Genomic DNA, 15,955 nt, shown 5'->3' with positions numbered 1-15,955 from the left:
ACATAGGCCAAGGCCATGGAAGCCTGGATTCCAATCACCATCATGGCCGCCCTGGCGCAGACCGTGCGGTTCATGGCGCAAAAGCAGCTGAAGACAGCCGGGCTGTCGACCGGCGGCGCGACATTCGCGCGCTTTGTGTACTCGGCGCCCTTGGTGGCGGTGCTGATCCTGATCTACGCAAACGCCTCCGGGCAGCCGCTGCCCGGCGTGAACGGGCGCTTTTGGGCCTATGCGATGTCGGGCGGGCTGGCGCAGATCCTGGCCACGATGTGCGTGGTGGCGATATTCGCGCATCGCAACTTCGCCGTGGGGATCACGTTTAAGAAGACCGAGGTGGTGATGACCGCCATCGCGAGCTTTTTGATCCTGGGCGAGGGGGTCGGCCTGTGGGGCGGCGTGGCCATCGCGATCGGGCTGGTCGGCGTGCTGGTCCTGTCGGACCCGCCGGGGGGCGAGGGCGCTTGGAGCGCGCGCATCTTCAACCGCTCGGCGGGGCTGGGCATCGCGTCGGGGGTGTTCTTTGCGATCTCGGCGGTGGGCTATCGCGGGGCGTCGCTGTCGTTGGAGGGCGGCGACACGGCCCTGCGCGCGGGCGTGACCCTGGCCATCGTGACCGCCTCGCAGACCCTGGCGATGGCGATCTGGCTGGCCTGGCGCGAGCGCGGGCAGATCATGGCGGTGCTGCGCGCCTGGCGCGTGGCGGCAGTGGTCGGCGTGATGTCGATGATCGGCAGCTTCTGCTGGTTCACCGCCTTCACGTTGCAGAACGTGGCCTATGTGAACGCGCTTGGGCAGGTGGAGCTGATCTTTTCGATCGCGGCCTCGGCGCTGTTCTTTCGCGAGAAGATCACGTCGCGGGAATATACCGGGATCGCCGTTCTGACGGCGGGGATCCTGGTGCTGGTGCTGTTGGGGTAGACGGCGCCGCGCGCAGGAATTTGCGCGCCAACCCTGTCGCGTTCACGGTTTCTTAAGGCCGCCCCAGATAGCATCATTGCCGGTGGCACGGGGAGCACGCGCCTTTTTACCCGGTGGGGATTTCCCCCGTCCTCCACCCATTCTCCGGCGATTCGGGTTAATAATACGTGAACCCACAACATATAGCGCCCCGCGTTCACCCCGCAAAACCCACGCGTTCACAGCCGCCGGAAAACGCTTTCCTCGTGCCGATTGTCAAAGAACGGCACGCTATCGGGCGCGCCCAGCCCAGGTAGCGCCGCGGCGACCTCGGCCAGAACGACCTCGGTGATGAACGGCAGCGTAAAGTTGCGCATCTCGGGCAGCGGGATCCATTGCAGGTGGCTGAGCTCGTCAGAGGCGCGGCTGAAGTCATCCGGGTCGCCCCAAAGCTGGGACGCGTCGACCAGAAAGAACCGCGCGTCGAACCGGCGCGGGCGACCGGGCGGCGTGATGGCGCGGAACACAAAGCGCAGGTTGGTGGCGTCGGGCACGAGGCCCAAATCCGCAAAGCCCGCCCAGTCATGGGGCACGGCGCCGGGCCAGGGCCAGGGGCGCCCCAGCGCAAGCCCGGTCTCCTCCCAAAGCTCCCGAATGGCGGCGGCCAAGAGGCCCGAGGCAAGCCCCGGCGTGCTGTCATGTGCCATTCGCGCGGTGCAGGGCTCTGGCAGCGCATCCAGGGGCACGTCGTGATCGCCGGGGTCCAGCGCGCCGCCCGGGAAGACGAACTTGTTGGGCATAAAGGCGGCCTTCGCGCCGCGTTGCCCCATAAGCACCTTCGGCGCGTCGCCCGGGTCGCGCACCACGATCACGGTCGCGGCGTTTCGGATCGCTGATTTGTCCACGCGAGCGGGCCTCTCCCTTGGGCCGCTACGTGTTCCGCTCGCCAAAGCCATGCATGCGCTTGGCCCATTGGATCGCCACGATCAGCCCCTTCAATCGCGGCAAGAGGTACAGCGAAAGCGCCACGCAGCCAACCGAGAAGATCGTGGCCAGCACCAGCGGGTCGGGCCGGTAGGTGGTGAAGGCCACGTGGATCAGCGGCGCCATGATATGCCCGACGACAAGGATGGTCAGGTAGGCGGGGCCGTCATCGGCGCGGGCGTGGTGCAGTGCCTCGCCGCAGACCGGGCAGCTCTCGCGCAGCTTCAGGTAGCCGCGCAGCAGGGGGCCCGATCCGCAGTTCGGGCAGCGCCGCCGCCAGCCTCGCAGCATCGCGGGCTTCATCTCTCGGTTAATCTGCGCGGTGTCCTGAGTCATTTCTCACCTATAACTTTGCCCCGAAACATAGCCGCATCCGGGGCTGATGCGATGGGGCGCAATGTCCTTGCGGCGGCTTGTCGCGATCTTGCCGCGACTTTTTTGGGCCCCGCGGCGACGGAAAGCCCGCGGGCGCCCGTTTCATAGGCAAGATGCGGCGGAAAGAGCCGCCCGCGTCGCCCCCAATATGAACCTGGAAGGAACCCAAAAATGCGCAAACTCATCCTGATCGCCGGCACCGTTCTGATCGCCGTTGCCTCGACCGCCGTCATCGCCACCGCCAAGGGCGGGCCGCGCGGCGGCGTCGAGCGCCTGTTTGAGATGCTCGATACCGATGGCGATGGCTCCATCACCAAGGCAGAGGCCGAGGGCGCCGCCGCGGCGCGTTTTGCCACCGCCGACAGCAACGGCGATGGGCTTTTGAGCGCCGACGAGATGGCCGCCGCCCAGGACAAGACCCGCGCCGAACGGATCGCCAAGCGGATCGAGCGCCACGACACCAACGGCGACGGCCAGCTGAGCCTGGAAGAGATGCAGGCCGGGCATGGCGACCGCCAGGGGCGCCTCTTTGAGCGGCTCGACGCCGATGGCGATGGCGTGATCACCCAGGCCGAGGCCGAGCAGGCGCGTGGCATGCGCCACGGCAAGCGCAACAAGACCGAGAATAACTAGTGCAAGCGTAACCAGTCGGTCGGGCCCCTCGGGGCCCGGCCTCCAAACCCGCGCCCACGATTGTCTGCCACCAAGAACCAGGATACGCCCAAAGGACGATGGATTTGGCACTGGACGCATTCTCTTCGGTCTCTGACGAGCTTTTGTTGGTCGCTTTCGGCAATGGCGACATGGACGCGGCGCGCGCCCTGACGATGCGCCTGACGCCGCGGGCCCTGGCCCAGGCGGCGCGGATGCTGGGCGGGGACCGGGCCGAGGCCGAGGACGTGGCGCAAGAGGCGATGCTGCGGCTGTGGAAGGTCGCGCCGGAGTGGCGCCAGGGCGAGGCCCAGGTCACGACCTGGCTCTACCGCGTGGTGGCGAACCTCTGCACGGACCGGCTGCGAAAGGCGCGCGGGGTGGGGATTGATGCGATCCCCGAGCCCGAGGACGACCGCCCCGGCGCCGAGGCGGGCCTGCAAGACGCCGCGCGCGCGCGGGCGCTGGACGCGGCCCTGGCGGGGCTGCCCGAGCGGCAGCGCCAGGCGGTCTCGCTGCGCCATATCGAGGGGCTGTCCAACCCCGAGATTGCCGAGATCATGGACATCGGCGTGGAGGCGGTGGAAAGTCTCACCGCCCGCGGCAAACGAGCGCTGGCCGCGGCCCTTGCGGATCAGCGCGCAGAACTAGGGTATGAAGATGGCTGAGAAACCTCCCCTGAGCGATTTGGAGCTGGACGATCTATTCGCCGCCAAGCGTCGCACCGCGCCCGCGCCCGCACCGGCCCTCATGGCGCGGGTGCTGGCGGATGCGGCCCATGTCGCCGCTGCGCAGACCGCCGCGCCCCGTGCCACCGCCGCCCCAGAGGGGCTGATGCAGCGGATCCTTGGCGCGATCGGCGGCTGGCCCGGGGCCGCGGGGCTGGTCACGGCCAGCGTGGCGGGCTTGGCCATTGGCCTGGCCACGCCCGAGGCCATCGAGACCCTGACCAGCGACTATCTGGGCGCCGCCAACGCCTTTGAGCTGGATGATTTCATGCCGTCCTATGGCGGCCTCTTTGAGGAGGGCTAGGCGATGACGGAGCCAACCCCAAACGCGACCCCGAACCCTGCCCCAAACCCTGAAGCTGTGCCCAAGCGGCGCTGGCCCTGGCTTAAGATCACGCTGTTTGCCTCGCTTGCGATCAACCTGCTGATCGCCGGGCTCGTGGCGGGGTTTGTGCTGAGCGGGCCGCGCGATAGGGACCGCAACCCGATCTGGCGGGATATGGGCCTTGGTCCTTTCGGGCATGCACTGCCGTGGGCCGATAAGAAGGCCCTGACCGCAGCGATCCGCGCGGAGGCGGGTTCGTTCCGCAAGAACCGCGAGGAGCTGCGGCGCCAGTTTGAGGCTTTCCTGGCCGCCCTACGGGCGGAACCGTTCGACGCAGACGCGCTTGCGGTATTGGTCAAAGAGCATCGCGGGCGCATCACCGAGCGGCAAGAACTGGGGCAGCGGCTGTTGCTGCAGCGCATAACTGAGATGAGCGACGCGGAACGCGCGCAATATGCCGAGCGCCTGAACGAGATGGTGCGCCGCCACGGCCAAAATCGGCGCTAAAGCGGTCAGCGGTGATCCGCTTTGGGCCCGCGCCTGCCGGCGCCTCTACGCCGCGCTTTGATAGATGGTGACCTGGTTGCGGCCCTCGGATTTTGCGGCGTATAGCCCGCGATCCGCCAGATCAATCAGCTCGGCTGCGGAGCCCTCGGACCCGCCGCTTCCGCCAAGCACCATGCCAATGCTGATCGTAACGCTGATCTCGGGGCCGTCCTCGCCAAGCTTGACCGAGCTGTCGGCCACGACCCGGCGCAGACGTTCCGCCGCGACCCGCGCCGTCGCCGCGTCACAGGACTGAACGACGGCCAGGAATTCCTCACCGCCGATGCGGGCCATAACGTCGCCTTGCCGCAGGCAGTTTTGCATCCGCTGCGAGACCTCGCTGAGCACCGCATCCCCGGCGCGGTGCCCGAACCTGTCATTGATGCTCTTGAAGCGGTCCAAATCCAGAACCATGACCGCAAACTGCTCTTTCGTGCGCTCCGCGGCCTCGGTGATGCGATCCAGCAACGTCAGCGCGCTTCGCCGATTGTGCAGCCCTGTCAGCGAATCAAACGTGGCCATCCGCAAGCCGCTTTCCAACGAGGCGCGGCGGTCGTCATCGCGGGCTTTGCGCGCCATCTCGCGGCGCAGGACCTGGCTGAGCTCGATGGCCTCAAAGCCATCCTCCAGCACGTCGTTCACCCCAAAATCGAGCGCGGAGATCGTGCTCTCCTGATCAGGCTCCTCCTGCACCAGGACGATCGCCGCGCGCAGGGTTTCAGAGCGCGACCGCAACTCGGATACCAGCTGGGCCGATCGGTCGGGATCCTCCGCGCTATGGGAAATCACAATGGCGTCGGCGCTTTGGCCGTTGCCAAGTTCCTGCAGCGCCCGCTGCGGGTCCAGAACCGAGATCCGGTCGCGCATGCGCGCGGTCAGATTGTTGCGCCACAAGAGCCCCTCGGACAGCGAATTGGCGATGATGCAGATCTGGCCCGGAGGCGCCATGGACTGATCCGACGCCTCGGCAAATCCCAGCGGCGCGGCGGGGGCCAACGCGTTCTGCAGCTCGGCCTCCGCAGCCTGTCGCCGCAGCAGGTTGCGCACCCAGGCCCGCAGCAGCCGGGGCGCGGGCGCGTGCCGCAGGATCGCGTCAAAACCGGACTCTATCGCGGACAAGCGACCCGCGCGGGTGGCATTATCGGCAATCAGTGCCAGCGCAGCGTTACGGGTCTCTGGCAGGGCGCGCAGCTTTGCGCATAACACATTGCCCGACCGTTTCGCCAACCGTTCGGGCAGCAAGATCACGTCGGGCGCGGTCGCCCGCGCCCGGTCGGTCAAGGCCTGCGCATCCGAGACGGCCTCAACGCAATAGCCCGCGCCCGCCAGGCTGGAATTCAGCCAGATTCGGTGCGATGAGTCCTCATCTGCGATTAGAATGCGGCCTACCATGAAACCCTCAGATTTGTGGAGAATTGTACCTTTCGCGTTCATCTATCGCTGGGATTAGTTAAGAATTAGTTGCGAACTAAAGGAATCCGCCCGTGACACCAGAATATGCCGAGAAAATCGCCGTCAGCGCCCTGGCCTGGCTTGCCCAGGACGACGACTTGATGCCTGTTTTTCTTGGCGCGACCGGCTCTTCGGCCGATGACCTGCGGGCCCAGGCCAGCGACCCCGCCTTCCTGGTTTCGGTCCTCGATTTCATCCTGATGGATGACAAATGGGTTATCGGATTCTGTGATTCTGAGAATATTTCTTACGAAATTCCTATGCACGCGCGCCATGCCCTGCCCGGCGGCGCCGATATGCATTGGACGTAGCCCGGTCGGGTGCGGCTCACCCCGCCTTGCGCGCCACCAGGTAGATATGCACATAGTCCATCGCGTGGCCCTCGGGTTCCGCCGCGACGAGGCTCTGATAACCCGCATAGAAGGCGTTCAAGATGTCCGCGCGCTCCTCTTCTGGGCGCGCGCTGTCCAGCCCAGCCGCAAAGGTGGGTTCCGACCAGGACCGCAGCGTTGGGATATAGGCCTCGGCAAAGGCGGCGGCGTCGCCGTGGCGCTCGGTGAAGTCCTGCTCGAACGGGCAGCGTACCACGCGCGCCTCCACATGCTCTAGCCGCAGCCCGGCGCGATGCACCGGGCCGTTCTTGTCCAGCAGCGGGGCGGTGAACTCGGCCTCGGTGCGGTAGACCTGCGGGAAGTTCGTGTCGCGGAACTCCTGGCCCGTGATCACGCCCCGGTCGCGCAGATCCCCCCAGAGCCGCGCGAAGGTGTCGAACATGTTCACGCCGCCGGTGTTGCCCAGATAGCGCCCCTGGGCGTCGATGCCGAAGTTGAACAGGCAGAGCCGCGCGCCGGGGCGCATCTCGGCGACGCGATGCAGCAGCATTGCCTCCCAGTCCTGCGCGCCCTTGGCGGCGTAGAGCGCCCGCTCGCCCGGGGCCGCGCCGACCATATGCACATGCTCCGCAATTGGCCCGGGCACATGGGTGATGTAATGCGAGGCGGTGGACGAGAACCCCAGATCCAGCGTGCCCGCGGGCAGGATCTGCTGGTGAAAGGAGGTGCCCGAGGCCAGCACATGCACGCCCGGGACCTCATCCGCATAGGTCTTAAGCCCCGTCAGCCCATGCACGTTCTGGAAGGTCTGCGCGAAGTCGTTGCGCGGCAGGTCGGTATAGATGATCTCGATGGGGCGGCCCGGCGCGCGGGCGCGGATGTCCCCCAGGACGCGCCGCCAGAGGTCCAGCGAGGTGCCGCCATCCGCGGCGCCCATATCGGTGATGCGGAAAGGCATGGTGGCGTCATCGGCAGGGTCCATGCGCGCCACGGCGTCCAGCACCAGCTCGGCGGCGTTGTCCATCACATGCTTGGCGCCGATTGTGGCGCGCGAGTAATACCCCGCGCCCTTCATCGCCATAAAGCTCTTGGTGTCCTTGCCCATGAAATAGCCCTCCCGCTGGGGAGAGCTAAGCAGCTTTAGCCAAAACTGTTAAGCGATTTATATCCGCAGGAACGGCTGCGCCAGCCGCGGGATAAGCCCGCTGAACCGCAGGGGCGCGTCGGTGGCCGCAAGGCAGATGCAGTCCATGCCTTCCTCGGCCACGGGCGTGTGGGTGAGGTCCTCGTTGGCGACCTCGACATCGCCGGGGCCGAACCGGTCCTCCTCGTCGCGGAACGCGCCCTGCAGCACGAGCGTCAGCTCTGTGCCGCGGTGGCCATGATCCGGCACCGCCATGCCCGCCGGGATGTGCAGAAGCCGCACCGAGGCGTCCTTGGATGTGGGCAGGATCGCCTGGCGCACGCCGCCGCCCACTGCCTTCCACTGCACCGCGTCCAGATCGCCGCCGACATAGTCCCGCAGCGGTCCCGGGAACACGGCATCGGCGGGCACGTCCGCCTTGATCGGCCGCTCCACCGGCGCCTCCAACAGCGCCAGCGTCGCCTCGAGCGCGCCCTCGTCCATGTCCAGCGTCGCGCCGTCCAGCATCGCGCCGCCCACGGCGTCATAGCTGGCGGCCCGGGCGCGGCATTCTTCGCACATCGACAGGTGGGTCGCCACCACGAGGCTGAACGCCTCGGGCAGGGTCCCGGCGGAGTAAGCCATCAGTATCGGCTCTGTGAGATGGTGTTTGATCGTCATCTGGGTACTCATGTCATCGCATGGCGCAAACGGTCGAGCGCCAGCCTTAGCCTGGATTTGATCGTGCCGAGCGGCAGCCCTGTGCTGTCAGCGATCTCGGAATGGCTGAGGTCGCCAAAGTAGGCCTGTTCCACCAAGACACGTTGCTTCTCGGGGAGCGCGGCCACCGCCTTGGCCAGCCGCGCGCTTTCCTGTTGGAATGATATTATGTCGGCCTGTTCGGGCTCTGCTTCGGGCCCCCAGGTCAACTCTTCTGGTTCTGGGCGGCGCTGCTTGCGTAACGCGTCGATCTTTCGGTTCCGGGCGATGGTGAAGACCCAGGTGGCCACGCTGGCCCGGCTGGGGTCAAAGAGCGCGGCCTTGCGCCAGACGATGGCCATGACCTCTTGGGTGCACTCCTCGGCCATCGACATGTCGGCGCCGGATTTCACCAAGAAGGCCTTTACCCGTGGCGCAAAATGCCGAAACAGCTCGGCAAAGGCCTTGCGGTCAGACGCTGAGTGAATGGCCTGCATGCAGGCCACCCAATGCGCCTCTGGTGTTCCGTCCTTACTCACCCGCAACTTCGCCTTGCCCCCTCGCACGGCTTTCAGCATCCCGACAGCGCGCGTGCAACCGCGCGGTTTTTCTTCCACTAGAGTGTCGGAGTCCTGAAACATGAACTCAATACGGCCCAGAGTGTGAACTGGATCACTCCGGATCACAAATTTTTATTCAATCCGGTGAGAGCTTTGGCACGTAGTGTATTGCAAAACAGGTTCACGCAGGAAAACTTGAATGCCTTTTGAGCAAAATGCGGCCCCGCCGCGCAAGATCGCGGTGATCGGCGGCGGTATATCCGGCCTCGGCGCCGCCGACCTCTTGGCGGGGCACCATAGGGTGACCCTGATCGAGGCGGAGCCGCGCCTGGGCGGGCACGCGCGCACCGTGATGGCGGGCAAGCGCGGCGACCAGTCGGTGGATACCGGGTTCATCGTGTTCAACCGCGTGAACTATCCCCATATCGTGAAGCTCTTCGAGCGGCTGGGCGTGCCCATCACTGAGAGCAGCATGAGCTTTGGCGTGTCCCTGGACGCCGGGCGCTGGGAGTACTGCCTGAGCGATCTCAATGGCCTGCTGGCCACAAGGCGCAACGTGCTGGACCCGCGCTTCATGGCGATGCTGCGCGACATCTTCCGCTTTAACGCCCGCGCGCTGGACCTGGCGCGGCCCGGGATGTCGATCCGTGACCTGCTGGCGCAGCTCGGCACGGGCAAGTGGTTCCGCGACCGCTATCTGCTGCCCTTCTCGGGCGCGATCTGGTCCACACCCGCGAAGGGGATCCTGGACTTCCCCGCCGACGCGCTGCTGGCGTTCTTTAAGAACCACGCGCTTATGGGCGCAACGGGCCAGCACCAGTGGTACACGGTGCAGGGCGGCAGCCGGGAGTACGTGACGCGGCTGACGCGCTCGCTGGAGGCGCGGGGCACGGCGATCCGCATCGGCACGCCGGTGCAGGCGGTGCGGCGGGACGCTTTGGGCGCGCGGGTCAAGCTGCATGGCCAGGATTGGGAGAGCTTTGACGACGTGATCTTTGCCACCCATTCCGATGTGACGCTGCGGCTGTTGCAGGACGCCAACGGGGTGGAGCGCGCCGCGCTCTCGGCGGTGAAGTACCAGCCCAACCGCGCCGTGCTGCACCGTGACACGGGGGTGATGCCCCGGCGGCGGCAATGCTGGTCCAGCTGGGTCTATACCGAGGACGGCGCAGGCGACGACCGGATCGGGCTGAGCTATTGGATGAACTCCCTACAGCCGATCCCGCAGGACGACCCGATGTTCGTGACGCTCAACGGCGCGCGCGCGATCCGCGAGGAGCTGATCTATGACGAGGTGAGCTTTGCCCATCCCGTCTACACGCGCGAGGCGCTGGAGGCCCAGGGCGTGATCCGCGCCATCAACGGCGCCAACAACACCTGGTTCTGCGGCGCCTGGATGAAGAACGGCTTTCACGAGGACGGGCTGGCCAGCGCGGTTGATGTGGTCGAGGCGATGGCGCTGCGCGACCAGGCTGGGTTTGTGGTGGCCGCCGAATGAGCAACCGCGTCGATCATATACGCGGCGAGACCCACCACGCCCGCCACGGCGCGGTGGAGAACGCGTTCCGCTACCGCGTGGACTACCTGTGCCTGGACCTGGAAGCGGGGGCGGGCATGCGGCCCGCGATCCTGCGGCGGAACCGGCGCGGGCTGCTCTCTCTGTGGGATAGCGACCACGGCGGCGCGCCGGGCAAGGGCCGAGGCGCGGCCTGGGTGCGGCAGGTTCTGGGTGACCATGGGCTGCACCTGCATGGCCGCATCCTGCTGGTCGCACAGCCGCGCGTTTTGGGCCATGTGTTCAACCCGGTCAGCTTCTGGCTGTGCCATGACGAGGCCGGCGCGCTGCGCGTGGTGATCGCCGAGGTCAGCAACACATATGGCGACCGGCACTCTTACTTCTGCCACCGCGACGACCTGGCGCCGATCACCGCCGCTGACACGCTGACGGCGCGCAAGATCTTCCATGTCTCGCCGTTCCAGCCCGTGGAGGGCGAGTACAGTTTCCGCTTTGACATCCGCGAGGACCGGCTGGGCATCTGGATCGACTTCCGGTCCGGCAATGGCGGGGTCTACGCCACGCTGACCGGCAAGCGGGCGCCGGCGACCACATGGGGCCTCATCGCGGCCTGCCTGCGCCGCCCCTTCGGGTCGCGCCGGGTGCTGGGGCTGATCCACTGGCAGGCGCTGAAGCTCTGGTGGAAGGGCGCGGCGTTCCGCAACCGCCCCGAGCCGCCCGCGCAGGAGATCACGCGGTGAGCTCTTTAGCGGATGTCCAGGCCCGCGCCACGGCCCCCTTCCTGCCGGGCTACGCGCTTTTTGGCGCCTGCCTCGCCGCGGCGGGCCTGCCGATATACATCCACGCGCCGAAGTTCTTCGTAGACCAATATGGGGTCAGCCTGGCGCTATTGGGAGGAGTGCTCTTCGCGCTGCGCCTTCTTGACGTGGTGCAGGAGCCACTGCTGGGCTGGCTCTCTGACCGGGCCGGGCCTGGCATGCGGCGCTGGGTGATCGGCGCGGGCGCGCTGATGGCGCTGGCGATGGTGAACCTCTTTGCGGTGCCCGCGCCCATCGCGCCGGTCTGGTGGTTCGCGATCACGCTGACGGTGCTGTTCTCGGCCTATAGCTTTCTGACGATCAGTTTCTACGCCAACGGCGTGACCGGTGCGGCGCGCCTGGGCGCGGGCGGGCATCTGCGCCTGGCGGCCTGGCGCGAGACCGGTGCCTTGGTGGGCGTGTGCGCCGCGGCGGCGGCGCCGGTGCTCTTGGCCCAAGGCAGTACCGCGCCCTTCGCGGCCTTCGCGTCCGGGTTCTGCGTGCTGGTGATGCTGGCGCTGATGGCGATGCGCGGTCAGTGGGCGATGCCCGAGCGGCGCCCGGCGGTGCCGATGAAATTCGGCGACATCCTGGCGGATCGCATCGCGTCGCGGCTGCTGCTCGTGGCGCTGTTCAACGCCGCGCCCGTGGCCGTGTCCTCGACGCTGTTCCTGTTCTTTGTCGAGAGCCGGTTGGGCGCGATAGGCTGGGAGGGGCCCTTGCTGGTGCTGTTTTTCCTGGCCGCGGCCATCGCGGCGCCACTCTGGGCGCGCGCGGCGGAGCGGTTCGGTGCCAAGCGCGTGCTGCTTATGGGCATGTGCCTCTCCGTGGCGGCCTTTGGGCTGACGCTGGGGCTGGGCTCGGGCGACGTGGCGCTGTTCGCGCTGGTCTGCCTGGCTTCTGGCGCGGCGCTCGGCGCGGACCTGACGCTCTTGCCCGCGCTGTTCTCGGCCCGCCTGGCCAGGATCGCGCCGGGCTCTGCCCGCGCCTTTGGGCTCTGGTCCTTTGCCTCTAAGGCCACGCTGGCGCTGGCCGCGGGTGTGGTGCTGCCGGTGCTGGAGCTCTCGGGCTTCCAATCCGGCGCCGTCAACGATGCCGCCGCGCTGACAGCGTTGACGCTGCTTTATGCGCTGCTGCCCTGCGTTCTGAAAACCCTGGCGATCCTTGTCTTGATCGCCACCCCAATCGAAGAGAGTTAACCGATGGATGTTCTGATTTTTATGTTGGCCGGTGCGGTCCTTGCGCTCTTTGGGGTGCTTGTGTGGACGCGGCGGATGGGCTTTCTGGCACAGTCGCCGGAGGATTACTCGGGCCAGGGGCCCGCGTTCGACCTCAAGCGCCACCTGTCGGGGCCGATCCTCTGCGAGGGCGTGATCTACGGCCCCACGGGGCGCGTTGCGTCGCGCTTCGTGGCGGATATGGAGGGCACTTGGGATGGCGACAGCGGCACGCTGACCGAGCACTTCCGCTACGATAGCGGGCGGGCGCAGGACCGGTTCTGGTCGCTGACGCTGGGGCGCGACGGCATGATCACCGCCGAGGCGCCCGACGTTGTGGGGCAGGGAACCGGCGTGCAATCGGGCGCCGGGGTGCGGCTGAGCTACAAGATCCAACTGCCGCAGGATGCGGGCGGGCATGTGCTGGACGTGACCGACTGGATGTACCTTATGGAGAACGGCACGATCATCAACCGCAGCCAGTTCCGCAAGTTCGGCATCAAGGTGGCCGAGCTGGTGGCGACGATGCGCCCGGTGGTGGGCGATGAGAAAGTCATGGCCGCAGAGTGAGGGAGCTGAGCGGCAAGCGATACTGGCTGATTGGGGCCTCCGAGGGGCTGGGCCGCGCGCTTGCGGAGCGGCTGAGCGCGCAGGGCGTCGAGGTCATCGTCAGCGGGCGCAACGCGGCCCGGCTGGATGACCTGGTCCAGGCGCTGCCAGGGCCCGCCTCTGCGCTGCCCTGCGATGTGGCGGATACCGGTTCCGTGATGGCAGCGGCAGACGCTGCGGGCGAGATCGACGGCATGGTCTTTCTGGCCGGTGTTTACTGGCCCATGGCGGCGCAGGATTGGGATTCCAGCCGGGCCGAGGCGATGGCGGATGTGAACTATACCGGCGCGCTGCGCGCCATCGGCGCGGTGCTGCCGGGGATGCGGGCGCGCGGCGCGGGGCATATCGTCTTGACCGGGTCGCTCTCGGGCTTCCGCGGCCTGCCCGGGGCCGCCGCCTACGGGTCGTCGAAGGCCGGGGTGATGTATCTGGCCGAGGCGCTGCATGCCGACCTGCGCGGGTCAGGCTTGGACATACAGCTGGTGAATCCGGGCTTCATCCGCACGCGGCTCACCGAAAAGAACGCGTTCCGCATGCCGTTCATCATGGATCCCGCACCGGCGGCGGATCGCATGGTTGCGCATATGCGCAGCTTTCGCTTCACGCAGAGCTTTCCGGCGATATTCGCGGCGCTGTTCCGGGGCGGGCAGTTCCTGCCAGACTGGCTCTACTACCCGATTTTCGGGCGCTAACGCCCGAAGGGGGCAAATTCCTTGCAAGGAATTTGCAAATCTCTTGGAAGAGATTTGGGTCGCGCGCGATGCAATGGGTTCGCTTCATTCGAGATGGTCGACGACCCTGAGATGCTGCGCCAGCGTGGCCACATTGTCCATCCAGCGCGCCACCAGCACCGGGTCGCTGGGCGCTGCACTGACCCCCGGCGCGATCTCGCCCGCCAGCGTGGCCTCGACGGCCAGCGCGACGGGTTCGGATACCAGTCGGGCCATGGCCGTGCCGCGATCATCGCCCCAGGCGTCCATCGTGTAGGTCTTGTGGTAGGCGGGCGCGCTGGCGCCCTTGGCCTCGGCTTTGAGCTCGACAAACAAGACCACGCGATCGGGCTCGCCGTGGTCATAGGCGTTCTCGGCCCAGAACTGATCGGACATCTGGCGCAGGCGCGCCTCGCCGGCCTCGCCCTGCAGCGTCTCGATCTCGGCGAACACGTCCGCCCAGGCCTCGGCCCAGCCCTCTAGCCGCAGCGTGCCGCGCACGAAGGCGCGCACCGGCCAGTCGGGGTCGAACTGGTAGTCCGCCATGAAGGGCAGCGAGTCGCGGTTGGGGTAGACCTCAAACACCTCTGGCGAGGGCAGCGGCGCGGTGTAGCTGCTGATGGCATCCCAGGGGCGGTCGACGTTCAACGCGCTGTATTCCTTGATGGATTTCGAGGGCGAGCGCAGCGCCTTCAGCACCCCAAGCGGCGACCAGGAGAACTTGTACCGGAACGGGTTCGCGTGTTTCGGGATACCGCCGCAATAGCTGCGAAAGCTGATCGCGTTGCCGGCGTCATAGGCCGCACTCGCGCGGTAATCGGCCACCAGCCAATGCGCCATGGAGTGGTCGATGCCCGGGTCGAGCCCGACCTCGTTGACCAGCGCCACGCCCGCGTCGCGGGCGGCCCCGTCCAGCGCGCGCATCTCTGGCGCGATGTAGGAGGAGCTGACGAAATGGGCGCGCTTGGCGATGGCGCGCTCGGCCAATGGCACGTGCCAATCGCCCGGCAGCATAGAGACGACACAGTCGCCCTCGGTCACCGCAGCGTCTAAGGCGTTGATATCAAAGCCCGAGATCCGATCCGTGAGATCGCCCACCGCCTCTTGCGCCTTCCCCAAAGTGCGGTTCCAGACCTGCACATCCTGCCCGGCCTCGAGCAGGCGCCGCAGGCCGGGGATCGCCGACAGGCCTGTTCCGCACCAATGTATCGTCATGTCTTTTTCCCTATAGCTGCGCGATATGCGCGTCGAAGTCGGACTTTGCGCGCGCCCAGGCGCCTTGGTCAAGCGCGGGGAGCGTCAAGAGTGTGGGCAGAAGCTGCGCGGCGTAATCCTGGGAGCTCTCCACCGGCAAGAGCGAGGGCAGGTTGTCGATGGCCATCACGTCCAGCGGCGGCGCGTCATGGACGCGCAGGGCGGGGGCCTCCCAGGTGGTGGTGCGGTCATAGATCTTGATCGGCGAGAAATCAGAGGTCGGATCGCAGGCGATATCGCCAATAACCGTGAGATTCCGGGGGCTTGCCGGTGCGTCGGGGGGCACGAAGACCGGGCAGCCCGGCCGCGCCAGGATCGCGTTCAGGAAGATGTCATGCTGCAGCACCTCCGGGAAGGGCCCGCCCTGGGCGGTCTCGGCCATGTCCCATTTAGTGAGGCCAACGCCCATCGCCTCGCAGAGCTCGGCGGCGCCGGTGCCGACCCGGCCCAGAGCACCGATCACGAGGGCGTTGGGGCGCGGCGCCTCGGCGAGGCGCGATCCTAGGTCCTGCAAAAGTTCCGTGTGATTCCGGTAAGTTGTGACAGGCGGGCAGGTCGCGCCGGTCTGCTGCGCGGCCCAACACATCAGCGAGACAGCGGCCCCGGCATAGCCCGCCCAATAGCCGAACGCGGCGACCCGCCGCCCGCTGCCATCCACCAGATACTCCAGGTCATAGAGCGTGCCGCCGCCGGCCTTGAACCTGCGCAGCAGGTCGAGCCCCGCGGGCTGGCCCTTATAGGCGTGCCCGAACATGATGTGGCGATGCCGCAGCGGCGAGCCGTCCTCGGGCAGCTCCTTGAGGCCAAAAACGACAGCGTTATCAGGGGCTTCCGGCCAGGAATTTTCCGGCGCGATGATGCAGCCCGCGGCGCGGTAGCCTTCGATGGGGATCGCGCGGACCGAGCTTTCCTCGACCGTCACCTGAAGGCCCGCGGCCAGCAGGGCCGCCGCCCCGTCGGGGGTCAGGCCCACCCGTTCCTCGTTGTCGCGCTGCTCGGCGCGGACCCAAAGATGTGTCATTGATGCGTCCCCTTTGCGGGTGGTGGTTTGGCATGAGAGGCGCGGCCAGGTACAGCCTGAATTCCGAGGCGCGCCACAATTGGTTAAGCGAGTCTTGCGCTTGCGCACCGCGCAGTTCCGCGAATCGCGGGTTAACCCCAATGATTACTGGCGAATCCC

Annotated in this window: 19 protein-coding genes; 11 read left to right on the top strand and 8 right to left on the bottom strand. The window is 67.0% G+C overall.

All coding sequences use genetic code 11. From position 1 onward, the window contains the following. The first annotated feature begins 15 nt into the window (after positions 1-15). Positions 16-918 (top strand): DMT family transporter, encoded by a 903-nt coding sequence (locus AIOL_RS01815; RefSeq protein ID WP_049641311.1) that lies wholly within the window; start codon positions 16-18, stop codon positions 916-918. Between the two features lie 218 nt (positions 919-1,136). Here the strand turns inward: AIOL_RS01815 and AIOL_RS01810 are convergent, their stop codons facing one another. Both AIOL_RS01810 and AIOL_RS01805 read right to left on the bottom strand, forming a co-directional pair. After that, positions 1,137-1,853, bottom strand: coding sequence for an NUDIX hydrolase (locus tag AIOL_RS01810; protein WP_049641310.1), 717 nt, complete (start codon positions 1,851-1,853; stop codon positions 1,137-1,139). Next, a complete protein-coding gene (locus AIOL_RS01805) occupies positions 1,828-2,217 on the bottom strand; it encodes a DUF983 domain-containing protein (RefSeq protein WP_049641309.1) in 390 nt (129 codons plus the stop codon). Before AIOL_RS01805 ends, AIOL_RS01810 begins: the two co-directional genes overlap by 26 nt. Positions 2,218-2,427: 210 nt before the next feature. Here AIOL_RS01805 and AIOL_RS01800 point away from each other — a divergent pair, with 210 nt between their 5' ends. The 4 genes from AIOL_RS01800 (at position 2,428) to AIOL_RS01785 (ending at position 4,467) form a co-directional block, all read left to right on the top strand. Then, positions 2,428-2,889 (top strand): EF-hand domain-containing protein, encoded by a 462-nt coding sequence (locus AIOL_RS01800; RefSeq protein WP_049641308.1) that lies wholly within the window; start codon positions 2,428-2,430, stop codon positions 2,887-2,889. Positions 2,890-2,987: 98 nt separating this feature from the next. Further along, positions 2,988-3,575, top strand: a complete 588-nt coding sequence (locus AIOL_RS01795) for an RNA polymerase sigma factor (RefSeq protein WP_049641307.1) — start codon at positions 2,988-2,990, stop codon at positions 3,573-3,575. Beyond that, positions 3,568-3,939, top strand: coding sequence for a dihydroorotate dehydrogenase (locus AIOL_RS01790; protein ID WP_152912311.1), 372 nt, complete (start codon positions 3,568-3,570; stop codon positions 3,937-3,939). Before AIOL_RS01795 ends, AIOL_RS01790 begins: the two co-directional genes overlap by 8 nt. Before the next feature lie 3 nt (positions 3,940-3,942). Beyond that, entirely contained in the window at positions 3,943-4,467 is a 525-nt protein-coding gene (locus AIOL_RS01785; protein ID WP_049641305.1) for a periplasmic heavy metal sensor, read from the top strand. A 45-nt stretch (positions 4,468-4,512) separates the two neighbouring features. On the opposite strand, the gene AIOL_RS01780 is transcribed toward AIOL_RS01785, so the two are convergent. After that, the gene (locus AIOL_RS01780; protein WP_049641304.1) at positions 4,513-5,898 is read right to left on the bottom strand and encodes a diguanylate cyclase; all 1,386 of its coding nucleotides are present in this window, start codon (positions 5,896-5,898) and stop codon (positions 4,513-4,515) included. Positions 5,899-5,990: 92 nt separating this feature from the next. On the opposite strand from AIOL_RS01780, the gene AIOL_RS01775 reads away from it, so the two are divergent. Beyond that, the gene (locus AIOL_RS01775) at positions 5,991-6,269 is read left to right on the top strand and encodes a DUF3572 domain-containing protein (RefSeq protein ID WP_049641303.1); all 279 of its coding nucleotides are present in this window, start codon (positions 5,991-5,993) and stop codon (positions 6,267-6,269) included. 16 nt (positions 6,270-6,285) lie between these two features. Here AIOL_RS01775 and AIOL_RS01770 read toward each other — a convergent pair whose 3' ends face one another. The 3 genes from AIOL_RS01770 to AIOL_RS01760 are packed head-to-tail and all read right to left on the bottom strand — an operon-like array spanning position 6,286 to position 8,609. Next, positions 6,286-7,395 (bottom strand): hypothetical protein, encoded by a 1,110-nt coding sequence (locus tag AIOL_RS01770; protein WP_049641302.1) that lies wholly within the window; start codon positions 7,393-7,395, stop codon positions 6,286-6,288. A 57-nt stretch (positions 7,396-7,452) separates the two neighbouring features. Next, complete coding sequence (locus AIOL_RS01765; protein WP_049641301.1) at positions 7,453-8,094, bottom strand: ChrR family anti-sigma-E factor; 642 nt, start codon at positions 8,092-8,094, stop codon at positions 7,453-7,455. A gap of 8 nt (positions 8,095-8,102) precedes the next feature. Beyond that, entirely contained in the window at positions 8,103-8,609 is a 507-nt protein-coding gene (locus AIOL_RS01760) for a sigma-70 family RNA polymerase sigma factor (RefSeq protein ID WP_235438884.1), read from the bottom strand. Between the two features lie 262 nt (positions 8,610-8,871). Here AIOL_RS01760 and AIOL_RS01755 point away from each other — a divergent pair, with 262 nt between their 5' ends. Genes AIOL_RS01755 through AIOL_RS01735 form a run of 5 tightly spaced genes read left to right on the top strand, consistent with a single transcriptional unit; the run spans position 8,872 to position 13,503 of the window. Further along, a complete protein-coding gene (locus AIOL_RS01755; RefSeq protein ID WP_049641299.1) occupies positions 8,872-10,170 on the top strand; it encodes an NAD(P)/FAD-dependent oxidoreductase in 1,299 nt (432 codons plus the stop codon). Then, a complete protein-coding gene (locus AIOL_RS01750) occupies positions 10,167-10,928 on the top strand; it encodes a DUF1365 domain-containing protein (protein WP_049641298.1) in 762 nt (253 codons plus the stop codon). Before AIOL_RS01755 ends, AIOL_RS01750 begins: the two co-directional genes overlap by 4 nt. Next, complete coding sequence (locus AIOL_RS01745) at positions 10,925-12,184, top strand: MFS transporter (protein ID WP_200898714.1); 1,260 nt, start codon at positions 10,925-10,927, stop codon at positions 12,182-12,184. Before AIOL_RS01750 ends, AIOL_RS01745 begins: the two co-directional genes overlap by 4 nt. 3 nt (positions 12,185-12,187) lie before the next feature. After that, a complete protein-coding gene (locus AIOL_RS01740) occupies positions 12,188-12,772 on the top strand; it encodes a DUF3833 domain-containing protein (protein WP_049641297.1) in 585 nt (194 codons plus the stop codon). After that, positions 12,769-13,503 (top strand): SDR family NAD(P)-dependent oxidoreductase, encoded by a 735-nt coding sequence (locus AIOL_RS01735; protein WP_049641296.1) that lies wholly within the window; start codon positions 12,769-12,771, stop codon positions 13,501-13,503. The genes AIOL_RS01740 and AIOL_RS01735 overlap by 4 nt, the downstream gene beginning before the upstream one ends. 84 nt (positions 13,504-13,587) lie before the next feature. Here AIOL_RS01735 and AIOL_RS01730 read toward each other — a convergent pair whose 3' ends face one another. Both AIOL_RS01730 and AIOL_RS01725 read right to left on the bottom strand, forming a co-directional pair. Continuing rightward, entirely contained in the window at positions 13,588-14,736 is a 1,149-nt protein-coding gene (locus tag AIOL_RS01730; RefSeq protein WP_049641295.1) for a saccharopine dehydrogenase C-terminal domain-containing protein, read from the bottom strand. 10 nt (positions 14,737-14,746) lie between these two features. Beyond that, positions 14,747-15,796 carry a saccharopine dehydrogenase gene (locus tag AIOL_RS01725; protein WP_049641294.1) on the bottom strand — a complete coding sequence of 350 codons (1,050 nt, stop codon included), beginning with the start codon at positions 15,794-15,796 and terminating at the stop codon, positions 14,747-14,749. Positions 15,797-15,955 lie beyond the last annotated feature (159 nt).

The sequence above is a fragment of the Candidatus Rhodobacter oscarellae genome, from assembly GCF_001078595.1.
Lineage (GTDB): Bacteria > Pseudomonadota > Alphaproteobacteria > Rhodobacterales > Rhodobacteraceae > Rhodobacter_B > Rhodobacter_B oscarellae.
Note: the sequence above shows the minus strand (reverse complement) of the source record. Positions and strands in the feature narration are given on the sequence as shown.

Excerpts from the sequence above, each read along its gene's own strand:
- AIOL_RS01725 (WP_049641294.1), bottom strand. The coding sequence starts at position 15,796 with ATGACACATCTTTGGGTCCGCGCCGAGCAGCGCGACAACGAGGAACGG.
- AIOL_RS01805 (WP_049641309.1), bottom strand. The coding sequence starts at position 2,217 with ATGACTCAGGACACCGCGCAGATTAACCGAGAGATGAAGCCCGCGATG.
- AIOL_RS01730 (WP_049641295.1), bottom strand. The coding sequence starts at position 14,736 with ATGACGATACATTGGTGCGGAACAGGCCTGTCGGCGATCCCCGGCCTG.
- AIOL_RS01810 (WP_049641310.1), bottom strand. The coding sequence starts at position 1,853 with ATGGCTTTGGCGAGCGGAACACGTAGCGGCCCAAGGGAGAGGCCCGCT.
- AIOL_RS01755 (WP_049641299.1), top strand. The coding sequence starts at position 8,872 with ATGCCTTTTGAGCAAAATGCGGCCCCGCCGCGCAAGATCGCGGTGATC.
- AIOL_RS01795 (WP_049641307.1), top strand. The coding sequence starts at position 2,988 with ATGGATTTGGCACTGGACGCATTCTCTTCGGTCTCTGACGAGCTTTTG.
- AIOL_RS01760 (WP_235438884.1), bottom strand. The coding sequence starts at position 8,609 with ATGCAGGCCATTCACTCAGCGTCTGACCGCAAGGCCTTTGCCGAGCTG.
- AIOL_RS01750 (WP_049641298.1), top strand. The coding sequence starts at position 10,167 with ATGAGCAACCGCGTCGATCATATACGCGGCGAGACCCACCACGCCCGC.
- AIOL_RS01780 (WP_049641304.1), bottom strand. The coding sequence starts at position 5,898 with ATGGTAGGCCGCATTCTAATCGCAGATGAGGACTCATCGCACCGAATC.
- AIOL_RS01790 (WP_152912311.1), top strand. The coding sequence starts at position 3,568 with ATGGCTGAGAAACCTCCCCTGAGCGATTTGGAGCTGGACGATCTATTC.
- AIOL_RS01785 (WP_049641305.1), top strand. The coding sequence starts at position 3,943 with ATGACGGAGCCAACCCCAAACGCGACCCCGAACCCTGCCCCAAACCCT.
- AIOL_RS01800 (WP_049641308.1), top strand. The coding sequence starts at position 2,428 with ATGCGCAAACTCATCCTGATCGCCGGCACCGTTCTGATCGCCGTTGCC.
- AIOL_RS01765 (WP_049641301.1), bottom strand. The coding sequence starts at position 8,094 with ATGACGATCAAACACCATCTCACAGAGCCGATACTGATGGCTTACTCC.
- AIOL_RS01815 (WP_049641311.1), top strand. The coding sequence starts at position 16 with ATGGAAGCCTGGATTCCAATCACCATCATGGCCGCCCTGGCGCAGACC.
- AIOL_RS01770 (WP_049641302.1), bottom strand. The coding sequence starts at position 7,395 with ATGGGCAAGGACACCAAGAGCTTTATGGCGATGAAGGGCGCGGGGTAT.
- AIOL_RS01740 (WP_049641297.1), top strand. The coding sequence starts at position 12,188 with ATGGATGTTCTGATTTTTATGTTGGCCGGTGCGGTCCTTGCGCTCTTT.